Here is a 22,492-nt window from a genome sequence, read left to right on the forward strand (position 1 = left end):
AGCGCCTTGAGACGCTGCCGGTAACGGGGGCTTATAGCCCCAGAGCAAGCCACCCGTTTAACGGGTGGTTTTTGACTTGGAGGCAACGGGATGGCAAATATTCATGATATTGCAAGGTTGAGTGGCTTTTCAGTCGCGACGGTTTCGCGGGTGATCAATGGGCGGCCGTATGTTTCTGATGACGCGAAAGCTGCGGTGATGAAAGTGGTGCGGCAATTGGATTACGTCCCGAATGCCATGGCCCGTGATCTTTCAGCAGGCCATACCATGACCATCGGCGTGGTGACGCCGATGCGCGATCATCCTTATTTCACGAGCTTGACGAACAGTATCACTCGAGCGGCGTTTGCCCGTGGGTACCGGGTGATGTTGTTACCTTCGCAATATGATCAAGCCATTGAAGCTGACTATTTGGAACAACTGCGGATGAAGGCTTATGATGCGTTGATTTTTACCTCCCATGCCTTGCCTTTAGCGGAGATCTTGCCTTATACCCAAGCCGGTGTGGTGGTGGTGTGTCATGATCCAGGGTCGGTATCGATCAATGCTGCCTTTACGGATCGTGGCGAAACTTATGTGGAAGGCTGTCAGTGGCTTAAAGACCATGGTGCCCAAAAAATCGGGATGTTTCTGCCGCGTACCGCAAAACGTTCCGCCACTAGCCAAGCGATGCTCAAAGCCTATCAACAAGTCTTTGGCCATCCGCTCCCAGCAAAACGCCAAGTGCTTGATGTGATGAACAATGCTGATGGCTATCAAGCGGCACAAAAACTGGTTGCACAGCAAGTCGATGCCATTTTCTCAAATGGGGATGATATTGCGGCAGGCGCAGTCCAATATTATCGTGAACATCACTTAACCGTGCCGTTAATCGTCGGTCAAGAAAATCAATTATCCAGTCAACTGCTCGACATTCCGACAATCGATCATCATTTTCGGGTGGTGGGAGAGTTGGCACTGCGGTTAGCAGTAGGCGAGTTATCTGGGCAACATCAAGTGGCGTCGACGTTCATTTCCCGCGGTTAAACATGGTATACTAAAAAGAAAACCTAAGATCAGGAGAAACAACCACTATGCAATCATGGTTATTCCGCTTCCTCAAAGGCATTTTCATTGGGTCAGGCTTTATTTTACCTGGCGTTTCAGGCGGTGCATTAGCGGCGGTATTTGGATTATACACGCGGATGATCGCCTTTTTAGCCCATCCTTTCAAACAATTTAAAACAGATGTGAAATTCTTTTTACCAGTCGGCTTTGGTGCGATCGCCGGCGTTTTTGCCTTATCGTTTGTGGTCGCCTTTGTGCTTGGCGCCTATGAAACGCCGATATTATGGCTGTTTGTCGGTTGTATCGTCGGCACTGCTAAGCCATTGTGGCAACAAGCTGGGCTGTCTGGCCGCACGAAAAAGCATGTGTTCGTGATGGCCGTTGTGGCGCTGATCGCTTTATTTTTACTGCAACAAGGCGCACAACATTTTTCTGGCAGTGTCCCCCAAAACTTTGGGACTTGGATGATCGCTGGGGCGTTGATCGCCCTTGGGGTCTTGGTGCCAGGGTTAAGTCCGTCTAATTTCTTAGTATATCTCGGATTGTATACCCCGATGGCAGTGGGGATCCGCGAAGTGGACTTTGGGGTGATGATCCCAGTGGCCATCGGCGGGTTGTTGTGTTTGGCCAGCTTAGCGAAAGTGATCAATTGGGCATTTGCGAAGTGGTATGCGATGTTGTTTCACATCATTTTAGGGGTGGTGATCGCAAGTACCGTGATGATCGCACCGCTAACTGCGACTTATTCCCTGAGTTTGGTGATATGGTCAGTGGTCGGGATGGCGTTTGGCATTTGGTTAGGGGCATGGATGAGCAACTTAGAAGCTAAACATGTCCCTGTCTAATTTGTTTGACTGCAGCTAAGAAGGCGTTTAGTTCGCTGAGATCAACTGATCCGCTGGTGGCCACGCGAAAACTTGGGCACTGGGTGATGCCAGGCGCAATTTCAAAACCGCGCAGCCGTAATGCTTGGGCAAAATCATCAAAGTCAAAATGGGTGTTGGGATAAGCAAATGCCGTCATCAACGGTGATTGCCAAAATGGTGGACATAACGGTTCAAAGCCAAGCGTTGTCATGCCGCTAGCGAGTGTGTGTTGCAGTTGGCGAAAATGCTGATAGCGTTTGATCACGCCGCCATGAGCTTGGAGCGTGGCAATGGCACAGTCGGCGGCAATCACACTTTGGGTCGGCGCACCATGTCGCCAAGCACCACCAGACAATTCCATAAATGCCAGTTGCGCAAACAAATCAAGGCTCACACTGTGACTTTGATCAGCAGTTTGGGCAATTTTTTGACGGCGAGCGATCACCGCACCAAAACCTGGGACACTATGTAAGGCATGATGAAATACCGTAATCAAATAATCGATCCCTAAGGTGTCACAATCGATCGGGATGCCACCGAATGTTGCCCGAGCATCTAAAATTGTCGTGATGCCAGCAAGATGCAGGTCCGTCATCAATGGCGCCAAAGGATGTAAGACGCCGACTGTGGCATCTTGATGACTCATGATAAAATGGGTGATCGTTGGTGTTTGTTTGATGTGTTGGCGGATCATTTTTTGATCGATTGCTTGTGATTGTGGCGTGACCACCACGTCATGTGGAATGTTCAAGGTCTCTAATAATTCAACAATTTTCGTGTCTGATCGACCACTCACAGCAATTAAGACCCGTGCATGTTGGTTGGGGATCACAGTTTGCAAGGTGGCTTCAAGGATCATGGCGTCATCACCTGGCAACAACACGCAAGCAAACTCATGAGGGTCCACATCAGCAATTTGGAGTAAGCCTTGGATCAAGTGGGTACTGATGGCGCGAAAAGCGCTACTATTCGGGTTAAGGTCGGTTTGCATGGCCATTTTCACCCCTGGTGTGGTATTACTGATCTCTGGGGACAGAAATAATAAATCATTCATCTGCGTACCTCTAATGGTTTCAGTTGTTGGATCAATTGCTGTAAAGTCTGTGCATTGTCGAGCGTATTTTCGACGCCAAGTTGCGTAAAACGGGTGCGAATGCGACGGATCCAGTGTTTTTGATCAGTGACAGTTAAATTTTTCCAAGCGACTGTTGAAAGGCCGATCATTCGACTACCAACCACCATCCCAACGGTATTGAGACGGGCCATGGTTGCAGCTTGTAGCCAGTCAGCCGCGTCAAATACCCCGAGCACTTGTGTGTCATCTGCCACATGCAGTTGCGATAATGCGTGTTTCAAAGCTTCTGGTGCGGACGCCTCAGCCACGTTAACTGGTGGCATCAGGTGATAGATGGCCAAGGCATTCACTAGGTCTGCTAACACCAGTGAAGACTCTTGCGTAACAGTCGCAAAGGGTATGTGGTTTAACTTGAGAAATTGAAGTAACGATAACACGCCAGGGTTGAACGTGGTGATGGTTTTAGCATAATGGGGCCAATACCTCGCAAGTTGCGCAGGATTTTCACCTGCGGCTTGATACCAGGCTTGACGGCCACGGCCACCGTAATCACTTAAGGTCCCACTCCAATTTAAAATCACGGCTTTGATCATGGCACACCTCTTTAATTGAGATGGGTCAAGCATAAAACTTGAATGTAAAAAAAAGCCCTGCCGAATGTATCGATTCGGTAGGGCTTTGGTGTATGAGTGTAAATATTATTTGTAATGCCTCATAATAAAACGAGATCGATGGTTGGTCGATCTCGCCGCATGAGATGACGAATTCACAATGTGGTTGATGAATACCACTGGTTAAGCTTACCATGAATTGGCAATGTTGCAGATAATTTTCAGAAAATTGTTCACACTGTAATGAAAAATCTAGCCTTTTGTCGCGAGCACCATATGGTTGTTCACAAAGGCATTGAGCCCGAGCTTGTACAATTCACGGCCATAACCTGAATGCTTGACGCCACCAAATGGCAATTCAGGCGCAGTGATCCAAGCGCGGTTGATCGTGGTCATACCGGCTTCGATTTGTTCAGCAACGGCTTTAGCATGTTCTGGGTCGCTTGAAAATACTGCGGACCCTAAACCAAAACTGGAGTCATTGGCCAAGGCGAGGGCTTCATCGTCGTTTTCAACGCGATAAATCGCCGCAACAGGTCCAAACATTTCTTGATCATAAGCTGGATTGTCTTTGGTGATGTCCGTTAAAATCGTCGCAGGAACGAATTGTCCGGGTTCATCAACTGGTGTATCACCGATGATGCGTTTAGCCCCAGCTTTAATGGCCGCATCAATTTGCGCAACCAGTTTCGTTTTGGCACTGGCAGAAGATAATGGTGCCAAGGTGGTGTCAGGTGACATCGGATCGCCTGGGCGCATTTTCGCAAATTCAGCTTTCATGTAAGCCACGAATTCATCGTAATGCTTAGCAGTGACAATGAAACGCTTGGAGGCAGAGCAAACTTGACCGGCGTTAAACAGCCGTGCTTGTGGGGCGATGGCTTTGACTTGATCCATATCCGCATCATCTAAAATCAAAAAGGCATCATTGCCACCAAGTTCCATGGTGGATTGCTTCAATGCGGCACCGGCTTCTTGGGCGACGGCGGCACCTCCGCGTTCAGAACCTGTTAACGCCACGCCGGCGACTCGGGGATCAGCAATGGCTTGGCCGACTTGTTGGTAATTAATAAATAAATTAGTCAACGCACCTGCAGGCGCTCCGGCTTTGATCACCAAATCAGCAAAGGCTTGCGCACAAGCTGGGGTGCTGGAGGCGTGTTTCAAGATCATGGGGTTGCCGACGACATAGTTTGGCGCAAATACCCGCATGATTTGATAATATGGGAAGTTCCATGGTTCGACCATCACCAACACACCCATGGCTTGCTTGACATAATAAGCATCCCCTAATGCAGTTGGCAAGGCAGTCGGTTTCAAAAATTCAGCACCATGTTGCGCATAATATTCGGCAATATCGGCACATAAGTCGACTTCAGCTTCAGCTTCAGGTAAAAGCTTCCCCATTTCAGTGGTGATGATCGTGGCCAGATCGCGTTTTTGTTGACGTAGCAGTTGCGCTAATTGGTGCAATACTGGTTGACGGCTGGCCGGATCTTGATCGCGCCAAGTGTGATAAAGGGTATCACCAGTTTGCAACGCTGCTTCTAGTTCAGCGTCTGTGGCATTGGGAAAAGTATGAACAAGTTCATTGGTATAAGGGTTGATTGTTTGATAAGCCATTTTTGGTGGTCCTCCTTGTTGTTTGCGATTACAAAACCATTATAGCGCACAAATTGACAAAATAAACGGACACTTTACTTAAAATGCCGTAAATTGACTGAATCGACGTCTCGTTTTACTTCTGAAGATGGGTGGCGTACATTAAAGTAAATGGTATTTGGAGGTGGCGTTTTGCAGATCAAATCAATTTCACTTCACCCAAAACATGCGCCAGTGGCTACTTTGACAGCTTATTTACCCGATCTAGTGGTCGCAAAACCCCGCCAAGCCGTGATCATTTGTCCAGGTGGCGGATATGCGATGGTGTCACCGCGAGAAGGTGAACCAGTTGCGTTGACCTTTGTTGCTCAAGGCATGGCGGCGTTTGTGCTCGACTATGCCGTCGCGCCAATCCGATATCCTGCAGCGTTGCGGCAATTAGCGGAAGCCATGACGATCGTGCGCGCGCATGCCGGCGCCTGGCAATTAACAGAAATTTTTGTTGCCGGCTTTTCAGCAGGGGGACATCTAGCTGCATCATTAGGCACTCAGTATCAACAACCAGTGCTTGAAGACTATGATCCTGTCGTGATCCGGCCAGATGGCATGATGTTAGCTTATCCGGTGATCACCAGTGGCAAGTTTGCCCATCGAGAATCATTCACGAATTTGTTAGGTGATCAAGATTCACAGTCGCAAAGTTTGGAATCGTTAGTGACGACGCAAACACCACCGACTTTTATTTGGACCACTGCGGATGATCAAACGGTGCCAGCAATGAATAGTTTGTTGTTTGTCGAAGCTTTGCAACAAGCAGGCGTTGAGGTTGAATTTCATTTGTTTCCTCATGGCCGTCATGGCATGAGTCTCGGCACAGCTTGGGTCAACGCCGATGATGGCGTGGCGCATGCGACGAGTTGGCCGCAGTTATTTTTGGACTGGCTTTCAGTCACTTTTGGATAACAAAAGACCTTGATGATCGTTGGGTGATCATCAAGGCCTTTTTAAATGGCAATGAGCGATATGAGGTTTGGTTAAAGTTCAACAATGTAAACTTAGGAATTAGTGTTCAAAAACGGTCGTTTAGTGCCAGAATTTTTCTGCTAAAGCGCGGCCTTGATCGATTTTAGCCCATTGTTGCGCAGCAGTTAATTCGTTGCCGCCGTCACAAGAAGCAAAGCCGCATTGATGGGACAAGTATAAGTGGTCTTTTGGCAAGATCTCAGCGGCTTGATTGAGTAGTCGCAAGGCGCGGGCTTCGTCGTCGAGGGCTGCAGTTTTAGAACTCAGCAACCCTAAGACCACTTCGACTTCAGGGCGGGCTTTCAACGCGTTGAGTGCAGCGAGGTCACCGGCGCGTTCATCGTCCCATTCCAAGAAGAAACGATCGTAATGTTGATCGCCTAAGAATTTCGTGGCAATTGCTTCATAAGAGCCACCAGCCGCATGGCGAGAAGCATAGTTGCCGCGGCAGTTGTGCGTCCAGACTTTTAACCCGAGGCTGTGACCATAATCACATACCGCATTATTAATGGCGACGAATTCATCCGCTAAGGCTTCAATGCCGTCGTTGCCATTGGCGAAGAAACTAGACTCGTTGTCTTCGGCGAATAATTCCCATAAGCAATCATCAAATTGGACAATTTCACCACCAGCAGCTTTGTAATCATCTAAAAACTCTTTGTACGCTTGAATCAAGCCTGCTTTTAACGCCTCAGTCGTTGGATACACTTGACCTTCGCCGTATAAATGATCGAAAAATGACAATTCAGTGTACGCATGAGCGGCGCCCCAAACGGTTGTTTTAACTTTGGCATCACCAGCTAGGGCTTTAAGTTGTTTGAAAATGTCGATGAAGTGATGATTTTTCCCAGACAACGGGGAAGTGATCTCAATGCCGATGTCTTTGCGCGTTTCAAAGTCGCCGCCGTCATGATCCTCAAAGCGATAACCATGAGCTGCGATGGTGCGTTTGATGCCTTGAAAGCCCCATAAGAAATCTAGATGCCACATGGATTTGGAATATTCACCATCAGTGATCACATCGACGCCGTGCGCTTTTTCTTCCGCGACGACTTGCTTGATAGCGCGGGTTTCTTCAGCTTGATACCCGTCAAAGTCAGTATAGAAAGGATATTGAATGTCGTCGCGATGTTCGATTTGATCTTTGTAAGCAAGCAGTGATGCTGGTCGTAACAAAGAGCCGACGATTTGAAAACGAGATTGGGTCATGTGGATGTCCTCCGAATGAATTAATTGATGAATTCATCATAACCACTTCATTGAAAAATAGATAATACTTGATTCTTTAATGATATAATAGGCAATAACTATAACGGAGGCATGGCCAATGCGGATTCAACAATTACAATATTTAGAAGCGATCGCCGAAACTGGCTCGATCAACGAAGCAGCCAAGCGGTTATTTATTTCACAACCATCTTTGTCACAAGCAATGAAGGAACTGGAAAAAGAATATCACTTACAATTATTTTATCGCTCCAAAGCTGGGATCACCTTGACTGATGGCGGCCGCGAGTTTCTCAACTATGGGCGCGGGGTACTTGATCAAGTGAATTTATTAGATGAACATTTCCGCCAAGATACGGTCCGCAAGCAACAATTCTCAGTATCGGCGCAACATTATGCCTTTGTGGTGAACGCGTTTGTGGCGTTGGTCAAAGAAATTGGCGGCTCAGAATATAATTTCACTTTGCGGGAGACCCAAACGCAAGGGGTACTCGATGACATTCAAACCAATAAAAGTGAACTTGGCGTCACCTATCTAAACGGGTTCAATCAAACTGTGATGACGCGATTGATCGCGGAAAAAGATCTGACCTTCACACCATTGTTTGTCGCCCAGCCGCATGTGTTTGTCGGCCGTGACAATCCGTTAACAGCGAAATCACATTTGTCGCTGGCAGATTTGGAAGATTATCCTTACTTATCTTATGAGCAAGGGGATACGAATTCCTTTTATTTTGCCGAAGAAATTCAAAGCACGTTGCCGCATGCCAAACATGTGCAAGTATCAGATCGGGCGACGATTTTTAACTTAATGGTCGGGCTTGATGGGTACACGATTTCCAGTGGAATCATTTCCAGTGATTTAAACGATGAAAAAATTGTTGCCATCCCGTTAGATGTCGATGATCCGATCACTTTAGGTTTTTTGCGGCATAAAAAAATCGAACTGAGTCCCACAGCGACGCGGTATTTGGAATTATTAAAAGAGCATATTCGCCATTATGGGTTTGATGTGGCTGATTAACTGGCAGTTCACATTTTCTTCTGAAAAATGGTTGGCGGTTAAATGCTGACAACACCTGGCTCGTCAATTCGATCGGTCACTTAGGCAGCGGCGATCAAAGCTGCACCATCGCTGTGTTGACTGACGACAATGCCAGTTTGAAGTCAGGTGAAACCCTCGTCGAAAAACTCGCCAAAGCCACAGGTGTTGCGTTGCAACTGACCCAATAAAAAACATCCTCTTTGCAGATCAGCAAGGAGGATGTTTGCGTTAAGCGTTCATTTTCTTTTGGACCCATTGACTCAACCAAGTCAACGCGGTGATGATGATCAAGTAGATCAACGCCACCATCGTCCAGATCTTAAAGCCTTCCATGTTGCGAGCGATGATGATCTTCCCAGTTTGAGTGAGTTCGAGCAATCCGATCACACTTAAAATTGAGGTGTCTTTTAAAGTGATGATGAACTGGTTGATGAAACTTGGGACCATGATCTTAATGCCTTGCGGTAAGATCACGCGGCGCATCGCTTTGGTCCAAGGCATCCCTAGGCTGCGTGCGGCTTCCATTTGACCTGGCGCCACGGCATTGATGCCACCGCGAACAAACGCTGCGGTATACGCGCCTTCGTTTAAACTTAAGGTGATGATCCCAGCGACAAATGCCGGGATCTTGGTGCCAGTTAAACTCGGCACGCCGGTGTAAACAAATAACGCGAGCACCAGCAGCGGCAAGCCGCGGAAAACATAAATGAAGGTCGTGGCGACGCCTTGAGCGAAGTGATCAGGCATTACCCCAAGCAACCCGATCAACACCCCTAACACCGTGGCGCAAATAATACCAACTAAGGTCAACAGTAACGTTTCACCTAAGCCATTCATTAAGGTGGACCAGTTTTCTTTCAACAACCCAAAGAAGCTGCGATCAGATTCTTGGGTTTTGGCATTTTTCTTTTTCTGCGAAGCGACGGTGCCGTTGCCTAAATATTTGGCGACGATTTTATCGTATTCGCCAGATTGTTTGACTTTGGTGATCCCGGCGTTGAGCTTGTCGATCAAATGATCTGAGCGGCCTTTGTTAACGGCGATGCCATAATATTTGACAGTTGCTGGTTTGGCGACGATATGGAGTTGAATGCCGGTGGCGATGGCATATTGCAACACGGGTTGATCATCGAAGCAGGCCACAGAGTTGCCGGTCACCACATCTTGATACATGTTGTTGGAATCATCGAAAGTGACGGTGGTGAAGCCATATTTTGCCTTAATGGAATTGGCGTAATCTGCGGCGGCAGTCCCAGTTTTAATGGCGACGCGTTTGCCGCGCAAATCTTTTAATGATTTGATGTCGGAACCTTTTTTCACTGCGGCGACAGGACCGGTAGGATAATAAGGCTTGGACATGTCAAATTTTGCCGAGCGTTCTGGGGTGATGGTCATCCCAGCGATCACGCCATCGATTTGTTTGGCTTCCAAGGCTTGAACTGCGGCATTGAACCCGACTGCTTTGACGGTGACTTTGAAGTGTTCGGCTTTGGCAATGGCGTGGATCAAGTCAATGTCGATGCCGACATATTTGTTTTGCTTATTGGCAAATTCAAAAGGCGCATAAGTGTCGTCAGTATAGAAGGTATAGGACTTTTCAGCAGCGTGGGTCGGTTGTGGGGCAAACCAAGCGCAAGCCATGAAAAAGGCGATAATTGCGGTGATGAAAGCAGATTTTTTCATAAGGGACTCCATTTCCTGAAAACACAATAGTTATAGAATAGTGAAAGTGGTCTAGCTTGTAAAGCGTTGGTGTGAGGTTTTTGGACACGTCCATTTATATTGAAGAAAAGTTGAAAAAAATGTCGTTTTTACCTCGGTTTCGCGGTATATTAAAAGGGTGTGAAAATTAACGACAAAGGTTGAGCTAGATGGCAATTGTTATCAACGAAGCATTTTGGATGTTCTTTTTTATGATCGGTTTTGTCGGTAGCGTCGACATTATTGCCACTCTTGGCCCAGAAGCGATTCAGCGGATATTCAAACAAGAGGTGTCTGCAGCGACGCTATTAGCCGCATACTTGTGGTTGGTGTTAGCGTTGGTTGCAGTTTTGCGGCATTTTGATACCACCAGCGCGATCACGGCGTCGGTTTTACGCAATGGGGCATTGATCTATGTCGCCACCCGCATTAAAAATCCCAAGATCCATGTGTTGATGTTGGTGGGCGTGTACTTGTGTTACTACCCATGGTGGGGGTTCAACGTGGTCGACATGATCGGCTTGGCTGTGGTGTTTAGTGGCTTAGAATTGATCAATGTGTACCAACAATGGGTCACCGCTAAGCATTGGCGGTATTTTCTGTTTACTGGCTTAATGTCTGTCGCTTTGTGGTGGGTGACTCAAATCGTCCATCATTATCCGACTTGGCAAGCAGTCGATGTCGGGATCGTCTTCATTTTATTGCTGGGGTTGGCAGATTTATATGATCGCTTGTTGCGCTACCGCCGCAAACAAACCAAAAAACTCACTTATGGCAACAATCACGATGAGTTGACTGGCGTGCGGAGCTTATCACTGTTTCGCAAAGATTATGGTTGGTTTCAAAGCAAACTCGCTGAATCTGACGGCGACAACTTGCATTTGGTGATGATGGATATCGACCACTTCAAAGCCATCAATGACACTTATGGTCATTTGATTGGGGATGAAGCGCTGATCAATTTCGCCCGGGATGTGGAAAGTTATTTTATCCCGATGGAATATTACGCCGCAGTGTATCGCACTGGTGGTGAAGAGTTCAGTGTGTTGATCTATGGCCTAAGCGATGATCAAGCGCGTCAGGCAATCGATGATTATTTTGAACGGTTGAAGCACCTAGTGGTATTGCGAGAGAATCCGCAACTGCGGCTGACGATTTCTGCTGGGATCTCATCGATCAAAGATGCCCAAGTGGTGTTAAAAGACTTTATCGAAAAAACTGACATCAACTTGTATGCTGCCAAACATAGTGGTCGCAATCAAGTGGTGCAAACCAGAACCGCTTCGTAAAATGCTGAATCAGTGGGTGATGCCACTGATTCAGCGTTTTTTATATCCAGGTTTCGGTTCAGTAGTCACAGCAGCAGTTCTTGGTTTTTGACCAGTGAAAATTGCAGGAGATGGTATAATGAATTCACGCCAGTGCGAGTTTCTGGTGGCAAACGCCTTGTAAAGGAATGATCATGATCGATACGCAAATGCTTCAATTAATGCAACCAGACCTTAACGGTATCAGTACCCACCAAGTTAAAACGGTTTTAGATTTGATGGATGCTGGTAATACGGTGCCTTTCATTGCGCGGTACCGCAAAGAAATGACCGGCAGTTTGGATGAAGTGCAAATTCAAGCGATTGAAACGAGTTTTAAACGGGTGACCGCCTTGCAAGAACGCAAACTTGCAGTGATCAAAGCCATTGATGAGCTGCATCAACTGACCCCGAAATTAAAAGCAGAGATCCAAGCGGCGACGAAACTTCCTGAAGTGGAAGACTTGTATTTACCTTACAAACAAAAACGTCAAACCAAAGCCACTCTCGCTAAAGCTCAAGGATTAGAACCTTTAGCGCGGTGGATCTTGAAACTGCCTGACGGAAAACTCGCAGATCAAGCCCGTCACTATGTCAAAAAAGATGTGAAAACTGTCGATGCGGCGTTGGCTGGGGCCACTGAGATCTTAGCGGAAAAATTCAGTGAAATCACCATTTATCGCCATTGGATCCGCAATTTTACCCAACGCACTGGGAAGTTGAAAACCAAGCTCCGACCAAAAGCGGAAGCCTTAGATGAAAAGCAAGTTTACAAGCAATTTTATGATACGGAAATCAGTGTGCGCCACATTTCGGCAACTCGGACTTTGGCGATCAACCGCGGTGAAAAAGCCAAGATCTTATCCGTTAAAATCGTCGTTGACGACGTGCCGATCGACAAGCATTTTCATGAACGACTGATCGGTCACCACAAAGAGAATGAAGCCACTGCATTTGTCGCCAATGCTTACCGTGAAGCCTACAAACGGTTCATCGGCCCTGCCATTGAACGGGAGTTGCGCAATGAGTTGACCGATCAAGCAAACGCGCAATCCATCGATGTTTTTGGCCAAAACTTATACAATTTGTTGATGCAAGCGCCAGTCAAAGGCAAAGTGGTATTAGGTTTTGATCCGGCGTATCGTACCGGGTGCAAACTCGCAGTGGTTGATGAAAACGGGAAGTTCTTAGCCAAAGCGGTGATCTATCCCCATAAGCCGGCGCCACAAGCCAAGCGCAATGCCGCTGCTGGCGAATTTAAAGCGCTGCTTGAGAAATGTCAGGTGACGATGATCTCCATCGGCAATGGGACTGCCAGTCGCGAATCTGAACAATTTGTCGCCAACGTCTTACACGACATCCCACGCGACATTTATTATGCGATCGTCAATGAAGCTGGCGCCTCAGTATATTCTGCCAGCCAAGTCGCCCGTGATGAATTTCCTGATCTCCATGTGGAACAGCGTTCGGCGATTTCGATTGCGCGGCGGTTGCAAGATCCTTTGGCAGAACTGGTGAAAATCGATCCAGAAGCTGTGGGTGTCGGGCAGTATCAACATGATCTGCCGGCTAAAGACTTGGACTCAGAAGTTGATGCTGTCGTCGAACGCGCAGTCAATCGCGTCGGCGTCAACGTCAATACTGGTTCTGCGCAATTGTTGACGCGGATCTCTGGTTTGAATAAAACAATCGCTGAAAATATTGTCGCTTATCGCAATGAAAACGGTAGTTATGACAATCGTCGACAATTATTGAAAGTCCCACGGCTCGGCCCTAAAGCTTATGAGCAAGCCGTCGGTTTCTTGCGGATCATCAATGGATCGAATGCCTTGGATAACACGGATATTCACCCAGAAAGTTATCCAGTCGCGAAACAAATTTTGCAACAAGCAGGGGTTTCCGCTGGTGAATTAGGGACGTCGACAATGATCGCCAAGGTGCAAGCCGTTGACGTGGCACCGTTAGTAACGGATAAAGTCGGGACAGAAACCTTGAATGACATCGTCTCTAGTTTAGAAAACCCTGGGCGCGATATGCGGGATGCGTTGCCGCAACCGTTATTGCGCAAAGATGTGTTGACCATGGCGGACTTGGTGCCGGGGATGAAGTTACAAGGGACAGTGCGCAATGTGGTTGACTTTGGCGCGTTTGTTGACATCGGCGTGAAGCATGATGGCTTGGTGCATGTGACGCGGATGGCGACGCATTTCGTCAAAGATCCGAAAACTGTGGTTGCAGTCGGCGACATTGTCGATGTGTGGATCGAATCGGTTGATATGAAGCGTGAACGGATCCAATTAACGATGATCGACCCCAAATAATCGCTAGAAGTCTCGTTGAAAAACGAGGCTTTTTTGCTCGGAAAAAACTTTTTGAGATCGGTTACAAAAAATACTTGACATTAATTTATGAAGGCGTTATCATGATGTCGAATTCTATGAGGAGTGAGTGGCTTAGCGCAGGTCACCCGTACCACTTCGCGACGGGTGGAAGTGCCCGCTAAACTCTCGGAGACCATCCCGTAGCATCTGGGCTTAACTGTCGAGCGCTGCTAGATCTCCAGTTCCAAAGTGCCGGTACTGAAGGGTCCTAGTCGTGGACTCAAACCAGTTACAGCCGGGAGTAGTGCCCTCACGGTGACGTGAGACGCAAGGCGACGTCTGTTTGCCAAAGGCAGTGCAAAGCCGATTAGCAACGAACGTGGTTGAGGTCTAATAAGCCAAGGCCCGCAGCAACGTCCTTGATATTGTTTGAACTGTAGACACGTAATTGAATGGCATAAAAGCCGCAGATCCACGAAGCAGAATGCTGTTTCGTGGATTTGTTGTGCGTTCAAATAAAATCCTTGCTTGCAAGGGCTTGTACGCTGATTTCATGACACAAAAAAAGCTTTATGCCAAAGGCATAAAGCTTTTGATAACCAAATATTATAATAAAAATTACAGAATTTGGTTGTAGTATTCAACGACAAGAGCTTCGTCGACTTCTGGTTCGAGTTCGTCACGTTGAGGTAAGCGAACAAGGGAACCTTCCTTCTTGTTATCGTCGAAGGTCACGTAAGCAGGACGGGAAACCGTTGCTTCGATGGCTTCGTTAACGATAACCAAGTTTTGGGAGCGTTCGCGCAAGCCAATTACTTGGCCAGGCTTAACTTCGTAAGAAGGAATATCAACGCGTTTGCCGTCGACCAAGATATGACCGTGGTTAACTAATTGGCGAGCTTGTGGGCGAGTAGTTGCCAAGCCTAAGCGGAATACCAAGTTATCCAAACGAGTTTCCAAAAGGATCATGAAGTTTTCACCATGAGTACCTTCGGAGATCTTGCCGGCGCGAACGAATAAGTTACGGAATTGGCGTTCGTTCAAGCCGTACATCCAACGAAGCTTCTGCTTTTCGCGAAGTTGTTGGCCGTATTCGGAGACCTTACGGCGGTTGTTGGCACCGTGATCACCAGGGGCATAAGGACGACGAGCTAATTCTTTACCGGTGCCGGAAAGAGACAAGCCAAGACGGCGAGATTGTTTCCAGCGAGGGCCAGTATAACGAGACATATTGAATTCCTCCAAAAATTTTGTTTGGAGTAAGTTAATGTGTGAACTCAGCACACGGACAGTTTCGCTAAGTCTTTCACCATTGCGCAGCCGCGGTTACTTAACATACCAATAGGTTGCAAAACTGGAGCCGACCATGCCATTCACTGCTGCATTAAATTACTCGCGGACTAGTATACCAAAGCCAAGGCTTGCGCGTCAAGATGTTTTGCAAGGGCGGCGACGGCATCGACTAAAACAGCTTGATCAGCTTGAGAAAAGCGGTCAAGTAATGGGGAGTCGATATCTAAGATCCCGATCAACTTCCCGTCAACATGAATCGGCACCACTACTTCAGAGTTAGAAGCGGCGTCACAAGCGATATGACCTGCGAATTCATGGACATTAGGCACGATCATCGGCGCATCGTTTTGATAAGCGGTGCCGACCACGCCGGATCCTGGCTGAATATGCGTGCAAGCAACTTGACCTTGGAAGGGACCAAGGTCTAAAGTACCGGTTTTTTCGCTGTAAAAATAAAAGCCACACCAGTTTAAATCAGTCATCGCCGCATTGATCAATGCTGAGGCATTGCTTAAAACAGTGATGGGATTGGGTTCATTATCGAGCAAGGCGTCGACTTGGGCGACTAAAATGGGATCAAGAGTGGACATATTGGGACCTTCCTTTACAAATTTGCGTCAGATGCGGTTATTTTCCTATAAAAGGTTTCAAGTTTTCACAGTTTTTGAGATACTATGAACTAAGGACATGAAACCGCATGACAGGCTTACTGAAGTATAGTGAACAAATGGCAATTTTGCAATGCGGATTTCAGTGATCGTGGAAGGTGTTTTGGAAAATGATGTGGATAATCGTTGTGTTAATCGTAGTGGTCGTCATCGTTGGCGGCATTTGGGGATTACAACGCTTCAATGCCAGCAAGTTACATCAGCTGGATCAAGAAGTGGAGAAAGTCGATAATGGCGAATTGCGCGGATTGATCCGTACCATCGCCAATCTTGGGTTGGCAGGCGAATCGTTGCGGGCGTTCACCAAGTCTCAACGCGACTACCAACATGTCGTGGAAAATGAACTCGCCGGTTTGCAAACGGCACTGTTAGATGTGGACTTGGAAAACAAACAATTCCAATTCGTCAAAGTCCGCCAATCGCAACAAGCGATTCAAGCGGCGATCATTGACGCTGACGCCAAATTGACGAAAATCAAAAAGTCGTTAACTGCCATTCAAACGGCAGAAGTTGCCGTACGCGACCAACTCAAGACCTTGCGAAGTGATTACCAAACGGCGCGGAAAACCATTTTGGCGAAATCTTATGCCTTTGATACGGCGTTGCCAGCTTTGGAAGCAGAGTTGCAAACCATTGCGACCCGTTTACATGAAGTGGCTACAGTTTCAGAATCAGGAGACCATGCCGCAGCTTCTGAACAAATGGACGGCTTGACTGTGTCAGTGTCCACCCTTCAAGATGAAGTTGCGCGCTTGCCAAAGCTCGTCAACACGGTGGTCAATGAATTCCCAGGCCAACTTGAAGAACTCGATTCAGGTTTCCACGAACTGGCGGCGCAACATTTCGTCTTCACTCAAGATGTGCCTGCTGGCATCGCTGACGCCCAAGCTGCAGTGAAGTTGGCGCATGATCAAATCACTGATCTAAAAGTCGATGATCTGGCAGACAATGTGGCGGCCACAGCAGAAAACATCGATGGTTTATATGCCACCATGGAAAAAGAACTGAATGCTAAAACTGCAGTGCAACAACAAACCGGTGACTTGCGCCAGTTCATCGCCCATGCCCAAAAGCAAAACCACACCTTGTTATTAGAACTCGATCATCTCAATCAGTCCTACACCTTGACGCACAACGAAGAACAAACTGCTGAAAGCTTACGCGATCAACTTGATGGCATCGCCGAAAGCTTCACCGATTCCCAACATCAGATCCAAGACAACACTGCGATTTATTCAGAAGTGTTGAGTTTCTACAATCAAACCCGCAACGACTTACACGCCATCGAAACCCAACACCAAGCCATCAACGCTGGCGTTTCTGATTTGCAAGCACGGGAACATCAAGCAGTGGCTTCGGCAGAAGATTTCGCCAATGCTGTGCGTGACATCAAATATGAAGTTTCGCGACATCAGTTGCCAGGGTTACCGCGGCCGTATTTAGACTTTTTCAATGTGGTGACCAAAGAACTGAAACAATTGGAAAACGATTTGAATCAAGTCAAGATCAACTTGGATGACATCGCCAAGTCATTGATCAAAATCGGCGAAGACATCGATCAACTGAAAGATCAAAGCCGCACCGTCGTGGATTCTGCTGGGATGTGCGAACAACTGTTGCAATATGCCAACCGTTATAAAACCACCCATGCGGAAGTTGAATCTGCAGTGACGCAAGCCAAAGACTTGTATCAACATTACAACTATTCTCAAGCCGCTGACGTGATCGCATCAGCCCTAGAAAAAGTTGAACCTGGCGCTTACCAAAAAGTTGAAAACGATTATTTGAAGTCTCAATCCGCCGCACTGTTTTAAGTGCATACCGAGATGTCGCCTGACGTCTCGGTTTTTGTTTGGACATTGCAGGCGCCAGCGGGATAGCTTCGTTTCAGTGATTTGAAACTGGGACTCCAGCTGGCTCGTCGGTGCGTAGTGAGGGTCCTCAGGAAAGCTAACTTGCTCCGTCGCTACGCTCCGTTTCAAGTGGATCTTTCCCTGCGGTTTCTCGTAAGCGGTAAACCGCTAACGAGAATCTCACCACGCACCGACGGCCAGCTTCCGTCCCAATTTCAAATCACTTCCACTGCGCTAGCCGCTGTCACCTGATGGCTACGAACCACGTGACGTCTACGGTGATTGGATATCTAGGCTGATGAACCACACGGGAACGCCTTTTGTTGGAGGCCTCAGGTTTTCGTGCTGGAAGCCTAATGATGAAGACCAAATTCACACTCACGATGCCGCACATCGATCGTGTGGCATGACTTATGGCAAACAGTGGCACAAGCCATAAATACTATGTTATAATCGCAAACAGCAACTTACAATTTGAAAGGGAATGGCAACTGATGATTTATTTTGATAACTCCGCAACCACCAAAATCGATCCTGCGGCGTTGGACACTTATAACAAAGTTTCTCAAAACTTTGCTGGCAACCCAAGTTCCTTACACGCACTAGGCGATAAAGCGTATCAAATGCTTGAAGGTGCACGTAAACAAATCGCGGATTTGATCCAAGCTAAACCTGATGAGATCTTTTTCACTTCTGGTGGGACAGAAGGTGACAACTGGGTCGTTAAAGGGACTGCGATCGAAAAGCGACCATTTGGCAAACATTTGATCACCACCCAAGTTGAACATCCAGCGATCATTAACTCAATGAAACAACTGGAAAGCTTAGGCTTTGACGTGACTTATTTGCCTGTCGATCATCGCGGGTTCATCAATCCAGATGATTTAAAGGCGGCGTTGCGCGATGATACCATTTTAGTGTCGGTGATGGCGGTCAACAATGAAGTCGGGGCCATGCAGCCGATCGATGCGGTCGCTGATATCTTAAAAGATTATCCGACCGTGCATTTTCACGTGGATGCTGTGCAAGCCATCGGCAAAGGGTTGATGAAATCGTTGCGTAATCCGCGCATCGACTTCATCACCTTCTCTGGCCACAAGTTCCACGCCCCTCGTGGTACTGGGTTTATCTATGCCAAAGAAGGCAAACACATTGCACCGTTAATGACTGGCGGTGGCCAAGAACAAAACTTGCGCTCAGGCACTGAAAACACACCTGCAGTGGCGGCGATGGCTAAGGCGTTGCGGTTGCATTTGGAAGATGAAGCTGGCAATGTTAAAAAGCAAGCGGCAATTCGTCAGCGAATCGCCGAACACGTCCAACAATTCCCGAATGTGCATCTGTTTTCTGAATTAGCCCCAGACTTCGCACCGCATATTTTATGTTTTGCAATTCGCGGCGTCCGTGGAGAAACCATTGTCCATGCCTTTGAGCAATATCAGATCTACATCTCTACAACCAGTGCATGTTCATCGAAAAAAGGCACCGAATCGTCAACGCTTGCGGCGATGCACGCCGATCCACATTTGGCCACTAGTGCGATTCGCGTCAGTTTAGATGAAAACAACACCTTGGCTGAAGCCGACGAATTTAATGCTGCTTTTGATAAGATCTACAAGCAGTTTGAAAAATTAATGCCAAAAGAATAGTTTTTGAAATAGAAAGGAATTTTTATGCAATACGACATGATCATGGTGCGCTATGGCGAATTGTCCACTAAAGGCAAAAACCGCAGCGCCTTCATCGGCCGTTTGAACGGCAACATTACTAAAGCTTTGCATGAATACCCAGGCCTCACCATTCGGCCTAAGCGCGATCGTTTGCACATCGAACTCAACGGCGAGGACTCCCAAGGGGTGATGGACCGCTTGCAACAAGTCTTTGGGATCCAAAACTTCTCTCCATCAGTCAAAGTGCCTAAAGACATGACGTTGGTCCATGAAAAAGTGTTGGAACTAATGAAGGAAACCGCACCAGCAGGTTCCACATTCAAAGTTGCCACGAAGCGGTCTGATCACACTTTTGAACTCGACACCAACGGCATGAACCTTGATATTGGTGATTTATTAACTGAAGAACGCCCAGATCTCAAAGCGCAAATGAAGCATCCTGATGTCACTTTGCGCGTTGAAGTCCGCCGCGAAGCCATTTATTTGTCCACCACCACCATTCAAGGTGCTGGTGGCTTACCAGTCGGCTCTGCTGGTAAAGCAGTCTTGATGCTTTCTGGTGGGATCGATTCCCCAGTTGCTGGATATCTTGCGTTAAAGCGTGGGGTGGATATCGAAATGGTGCATTTCTTCTCCCCACCATATACTTCTGACAATGCATTGGCTAAAGCCAAGCAATTGACGGCGAAGTTGACGCCTTATGTCGGCAGTATCAAATTTATCCAAGTGCCATTTACTGAGATCCAAGAAACCGTTAAAGCTGGTGTGCCAGAAGGGTACTTAATGACCATTCAACGCCGCTTCATGTTACGGTTAGCGGACATGATCGCCCATAAACGCCATGCCTTGGCGATTTTCAATGGGGAATCCGTTGGTCAAGTGGCCAGCCAAACCTTGGAATCGATGGTGGCGATCAATGATGTGACCACGATGCCAATTTTACGGCCAGTGGCAACTATGGATAAAAATGAAATCATCAAAGTGGCAGAAGATATCGATACCTATGATTTATCGATCATGCCATTTGAAGACTGCTGCACGATTTTTGCGCCACCGCGTCCAAAAACCAAGCCAAACTTGGATAAGTCCCGTTACTATGAAAGCAAACTCGACATTGATGGGTTATTGCAACGTGCCATGGATGGCATCGAAATCACTGAGATCCGCAGCTCTGATGAGTTTATGAATGCCGAGCAAGACGTGATTTCAGAATTATTATAGAAAAAACTGAAAAAAGATTGTATACAACTTAATGCATGAAAATGGCGCTTTATGCAGGTGTAATCGTTATTCATGTATGATTATCTAATAGCGATACAAAAAGTCTCGATAACCGAGGCTTTTTTTATTCCACGCAATGCATTCTAATGGTTTTCTTATTGTGGTTTTTCGAAATAATCTTTATAGTAGAAAATGTAAGTAACATATCGAGTGAACGTTAATTGTGAAAGGTGGAATTTTTCCCATGAAAAAAGTTATTGCAGGTTTGATGATGAGTGCCACTGTTTTAGGTTTAGCAATTACCGCGACAAGCGTGAATGTGCATGCCGATACGACTGATACGACGACCGCAGCCGGCACGACCAGTGATACTAAGGCTAACTTGACAGTCGGTGCTGGCACGTTGACCTACACGAAACCTAGCGATGTTGATTTTACTTCAACTGACGTAGCAACTGTTTATGCAGGGAACTATGGTGATACCCAAACTAAGAAAAACGATACGACTATCACTGATTTCTTAGGTGATAACCTTGATTGGCACTTGACTGCTAATGAGTCTGGGTTCGGCGACAGTGCGTTGGACAGTGATAATGCCTCAACGTTGACTGTCAATGATCACACTTTAATTGCTGGTACTCCTGTTACTGTCGCATCTGGCAATGTTGGCACCAGCAAAAGCCCTACATTTGCAACGGATTTAAAATATGGTTTGAAAATTAAAGCAAACACGTTGTTGAAGGCTGACTCCTATACCAACACGATCACTTGGAACCTGAACAACACGCCTGACGACAACGCTGATTCCTCTTCAATTGGTGAATAATAAAATCAAATGAAAAAGAATAAAAACATGTCCTTAAAGCAGCTCATGATTGCGCTGCTTTTTGTAGTATTTGGACTCGCAATCACACAACCGGTTCATGCCGCATCTAACGCCGCACTTGGCGTTCAACCAGTGCAATCAACTTATCAACGCGATAAAAATGTGTCGTATTTTGATTTGTTGTTAAAGGCTGGACAAGCAACACCTCTGCAAGTGAAGTTGACCAACTCAACCAGCAGTGCGATCAAAGTTGACGTCCAAGCGACAACAGCGACTTCCAGTGATTCCGGGATCGTCGACTACACTGGCGGCTCCAATACCCCTGATAACACGCTGCCACATAAAATCAGTGACGCTGTACAAGGCAGCAAGTCGATCACGGTGCCGGCAAAAGGTAGTGCCACTTATACGGCAACCTTAACAATGCCAAGCACCAGTTTTTCTGGTGTAATGGTCGGGGGACTAGTGTTCACGCCGGCTAATCAATCAAGTTCAACGTCTGGCAAACTCGGCGTGGTCAGCAAGTATGCATACACCGTTGCGGTGCTGGCGCGTAACTCAAATGATATCCTCGCACCAAAACTTGAAATTGGTGGCGTGACATCGAGTCGTACGAAGCAAGGTAACCAGATCCGCGCAATGGTGCGAAACACCAATGCGGCGTTTGCCAATCATATCGAAACCATCACCACCATTAAAACCCCAAGCGGTAAAACCAAGACTTTACGGTTGGCAGATGCCCAAATGGCACCAAACTCTAAGCTGTATCAAGCCATGGCGTTAGGCACGCAGGTCACAGCGGGAAACTATCAAGTGACGACTACCGCTTATTGGGGGAAGTCTGCGACTGGGACTTACGCCGATGGTCACGGCAATCACTATCAGTACCGCACGACAACCAATAAAACAGTTAAAATCACACAAGCCAAAGCTGACAAACTCACCAAAGCTGCCGCTAAGGTTCACAGCGGTATGCCAAAGGCTTACATCATCGCCATCGTCGTCGGTATCGTCTTGTTAGTGTTGATCATTTTCTTATTGATCGTGATTTTCACCCGTCGCAAGAAATCTGCCCAAAAACTCGCAGACCTTGAAAAACAAGTCGCGGAACTGAAAAACCACACAGACAAATAACG

General features: G+C 47.1%; 18 protein-coding genes. 11 read left to right on the forward strand and 7 right to left on the reverse strand.

What is annotated here, in order from left to right; genetic code table 11:
- Positions 1–90: 90 nt before the first annotated feature.
- On the forward strand, positions 91–1,026 hold the full coding sequence (locus tag EKM92_RS02320) for a LacI family DNA-binding transcriptional regulator (RefSeq protein WP_125707495.1): 936 nt from the start codon (positions 91–93) through the stop codon (positions 1,024–1,026).
- 47 nt (positions 1,027–1,073) lie between these two features.
- Positions 1,074–1,892, forward strand: a complete 819-nt coding sequence (locus EKM92_RS02325) for a DUF368 domain-containing protein (protein WP_125707497.1) — start codon at positions 1,074–1,076, stop codon at positions 1,890–1,892.
- On the opposite strand, the gene EKM92_RS02330 is transcribed toward EKM92_RS02325, so the two are convergent.
- The 3 genes from EKM92_RS02330 to EKM92_RS02340 form a co-directional block, all read right to left on the reverse strand.
- The gene (locus EKM92_RS02330) at positions 1,873–2,967 is read right to left on the reverse strand and encodes an aminotransferase class V-fold PLP-dependent enzyme (protein WP_125707499.1); all 1,095 of its coding nucleotides are present in this window, start codon (positions 2,965–2,967) and stop codon (positions 1,873–1,875) included. The genes EKM92_RS02325 and EKM92_RS02330 overlap by 20 nt on opposite strands.
- The gene (locus tag EKM92_RS02335) at positions 2,964–3,581 is read right to left on the reverse strand and encodes an HAD family hydrolase (protein WP_125707501.1); all 618 of its coding nucleotides are present in this window, start codon (positions 3,579–3,581) and stop codon (positions 2,964–2,966) included. Before EKM92_RS02335 ends, EKM92_RS02330 begins: the two co-directional genes overlap by 4 nt.
- 270 nt (positions 3,582–3,851) lie before the next feature.
- A complete protein-coding gene (locus tag EKM92_RS02340; protein WP_125707503.1) occupies positions 3,852–5,222 on the reverse strand; it encodes an NAD-dependent succinate-semialdehyde dehydrogenase in 1,371 nt (456 codons plus the stop codon).
- Positions 5,223–5,393: 171 nt separating this feature from the next.
- On the opposite strand from EKM92_RS02340, the gene EKM92_RS02345 reads away from it, so the two are divergent.
- On the forward strand, positions 5,394–6,164 hold the full coding sequence (locus EKM92_RS02345; RefSeq protein ID WP_125707505.1) for an alpha/beta hydrolase: 771 nt from the start codon (positions 5,394–5,396) through the stop codon (positions 6,162–6,164).
- Between the two features lie 120 nt (positions 6,165–6,284).
- Here the strand turns inward: EKM92_RS02345 and EKM92_RS02350 are convergent, their stop codons facing one another.
- Positions 6,285–7,433, reverse strand: coding sequence for a cobalamin-independent methionine synthase II family protein (locus EKM92_RS02350; RefSeq protein WP_125707507.1), 1,149 nt, complete (start codon positions 7,431–7,433; stop codon positions 6,285–6,287).
- Between the two features lie 118 nt (positions 7,434–7,551).
- Here EKM92_RS02350 and EKM92_RS02355 point away from each other — a divergent pair, with 118 nt between their 5' ends.
- Positions 7,552–8,475 carry a LysR family transcriptional regulator gene (locus EKM92_RS02355; protein ID WP_125707509.1) on the forward strand — a complete coding sequence of 308 codons (924 nt, stop codon included), beginning with the start codon at positions 7,552–7,554 and terminating at the stop codon, positions 8,473–8,475.
- A gap of 249 nt (positions 8,476–8,724) precedes the next feature.
- Here the strand turns inward: EKM92_RS02355 and EKM92_RS02360 are convergent, their stop codons facing one another.
- On the reverse strand, positions 8,725–10,137 hold the full coding sequence (locus tag EKM92_RS02360) for an ABC transporter substrate-binding protein/permease (RefSeq protein ID WP_225420710.1): 1,413 nt from the start codon (positions 10,135–10,137) through the stop codon (positions 8,725–8,727).
- Positions 10,138–10,367: 230 nt separating this feature from the next.
- On the opposite strand from EKM92_RS02360, the gene EKM92_RS02365 reads away from it, so the two are divergent.
- A complete protein-coding gene (locus tag EKM92_RS02365) occupies positions 10,368–11,486 on the forward strand; it encodes a GGDEF domain-containing protein (RefSeq protein WP_125707513.1) in 1,119 nt (372 codons plus the stop codon).
- A gap of 173 nt (positions 11,487–11,659) precedes the next feature.
- Complete coding sequence (locus EKM92_RS02370) at positions 11,660–13,825, forward strand: Tex family protein (RefSeq protein WP_125707515.1); 2,166 nt, start codon at positions 11,660–11,662, stop codon at positions 13,823–13,825.
- A gap of 618 nt (positions 13,826–14,443) precedes the next feature.
- Here EKM92_RS02370 and rpsD read toward each other — a convergent pair.
- Both rpsD and EKM92_RS02380 read right to left on the reverse strand, forming a co-directional pair.
- The gene (rpsD, locus tag EKM92_RS02375; RefSeq protein WP_125707517.1) at positions 14,444–15,055 is read right to left on the reverse strand and encodes a 30S ribosomal protein S4; all 612 of its coding nucleotides are present in this window, start codon (positions 15,053–15,055) and stop codon (positions 14,444–14,446) included.
- Between the two features lie 170 nt (positions 15,056–15,225).
- On the reverse strand, positions 15,226–15,708 hold the full coding sequence (locus EKM92_RS02380; RefSeq protein WP_125707519.1) for a GAF domain-containing protein: 483 nt from the start codon (positions 15,706–15,708) through the stop codon (positions 15,226–15,228).
- Positions 15,709–15,896: 188 nt separating this feature from the next.
- On the opposite strand from EKM92_RS02380, the gene ezrA reads away from it, so the two are divergent.
- From ezrA to EKM92_RS02405, 5 genes are all read left to right on the forward strand, one after another.
- Complete coding sequence (ezrA, locus tag EKM92_RS02385; protein WP_125707521.1) at positions 15,897–17,600, forward strand: septation ring formation regulator EzrA; 1,704 nt, start codon at positions 15,897–15,899, stop codon at positions 17,598–17,600.
- Between the two features lie 533 nt (positions 17,601–18,133).
- Entirely contained in the window at positions 18,134–19,288 is a 1,155-nt protein-coding gene (locus tag EKM92_RS02390; protein WP_125707523.1) for a cysteine desulfurase family protein, read from the forward strand.
- Between the two features lie 24 nt (positions 19,289–19,312).
- On the forward strand, positions 19,313–20,530 hold the full coding sequence (gene thiI / locus EKM92_RS02395; RefSeq protein ID WP_125707525.1) for a tRNA uracil 4-sulfurtransferase ThiI: 1,218 nt from the start codon (positions 19,313–19,315) through the stop codon (positions 20,528–20,530).
- Between the two features lie 244 nt (positions 20,531–20,774).
- Positions 20,775–21,356, forward strand: a complete 582-nt coding sequence (locus EKM92_RS02400; protein WP_125707527.1) for a hypothetical protein — start codon at positions 20,775–20,777, stop codon at positions 21,354–21,356.
- A gap of 9 nt (positions 21,357–21,365) precedes the next feature.
- Complete coding sequence (locus EKM92_RS02405; RefSeq protein ID WP_125707529.1) at positions 21,366–22,490, forward strand: DUF916 domain-containing protein; 1,125 nt, start codon at positions 21,366–21,368, stop codon at positions 22,488–22,490.
- The last annotated feature ends 2 nt before the right edge of the window (positions 22,491–22,492 follow it).

The organism is Lacticaseibacillus porcinae (genome assembly GCF_003946305.1).
GTDB classification, from domain to species: Bacteria; Bacillota; Bacilli; order Lactobacillales; family Lactobacillaceae; genus Lacticaseibacillus; species Lacticaseibacillus porcinae.

Bases quoted from the DNA above. Each gene is read 5' to 3' on its own strand.
- EKM92_RS02320 (WP_125707495.1), top strand. From the start codon at position 91: ATGGCAAATATTCATGATATTGCAAGGTTGAGTGGCTTTTCAGTCGCG.
- EKM92_RS02325 (WP_125707497.1), top strand. From the start codon at position 1,074: ATGCAATCATGGTTATTCCGCTTCCTCAAAGGCATTTTCATTGGGTCA.
- EKM92_RS02330 (WP_125707499.1), bottom strand. From the start codon at position 2,967: ATGAATGATTTATTATTTCTGTCCCCAGAGATCAGTAATACCACACCA.
- EKM92_RS02335 (WP_125707501.1), bottom strand. From the start codon at position 3,581: ATGATCAAAGCCGTGATTTTAAATTGGAGTGGGACCTTAAGTGATTAC.
- EKM92_RS02340 (WP_125707503.1), bottom strand. From the start codon at position 5,222: ATGGCTTATCAAACAATCAACCCTTATACCAATGAACTTGTTCATACT.
- EKM92_RS02350 (WP_125707507.1), bottom strand. From the start codon at position 7,433: ATGACCCAATCTCGTTTTCAAATCGTCGGCTCTTTGTTACGACCAGCA.
- EKM92_RS02355 (WP_125707509.1), top strand. From the start codon at position 7,552: ATGCGGATTCAACAATTACAATATTTAGAAGCGATCGCCGAAACTGGC.
- EKM92_RS02360 (WP_225420710.1), bottom strand. From the start codon at position 10,137: ATGGCTTGCGCTTGGTTTGCCCCACAACCGACCCACGCTGCTGAAAAG.
- EKM92_RS02365 (WP_125707513.1), top strand. From the start codon at position 10,368: ATGGCAATTGTTATCAACGAAGCATTTTGGATGTTCTTTTTTATGATC.
- EKM92_RS02370 (WP_125707515.1), top strand. From the start codon at position 11,660: ATGATCGATACGCAAATGCTTCAATTAATGCAACCAGACCTTAACGGT.
- rpsD (WP_125707517.1), bottom strand. From the start codon at position 15,055: ATGTCTCGTTATACTGGCCCTCGCTGGAAACAATCTCGCCGTCTTGGC.
- EKM92_RS02380 (WP_125707519.1), bottom strand. From the start codon at position 15,708: ATGTCCACTCTTGATCCCATTTTAGTCGCCCAAGTCGACGCCTTGCTC.
- ezrA (WP_125707521.1), top strand. From the start codon at position 15,897: ATGATGTGGATAATCGTTGTGTTAATCGTAGTGGTCGTCATCGTTGGC.
- EKM92_RS02390 (WP_125707523.1), top strand. From the start codon at position 18,134: ATGATTTATTTTGATAACTCCGCAACCACCAAAATCGATCCTGCGGCG.
- thiI (WP_125707525.1), top strand. From the start codon at position 19,313: ATGCAATACGACATGATCATGGTGCGCTATGGCGAATTGTCCACTAAA.
- EKM92_RS02400 (WP_125707527.1), top strand. From the start codon at position 20,775: ATGAAAAAAGTTATTGCAGGTTTGATGATGAGTGCCACTGTTTTAGGT.
- EKM92_RS02405 (WP_125707529.1), top strand. From the start codon at position 21,366: ATGAAAAAGAATAAAAACATGTCCTTAAAGCAGCTCATGATTGCGCTG.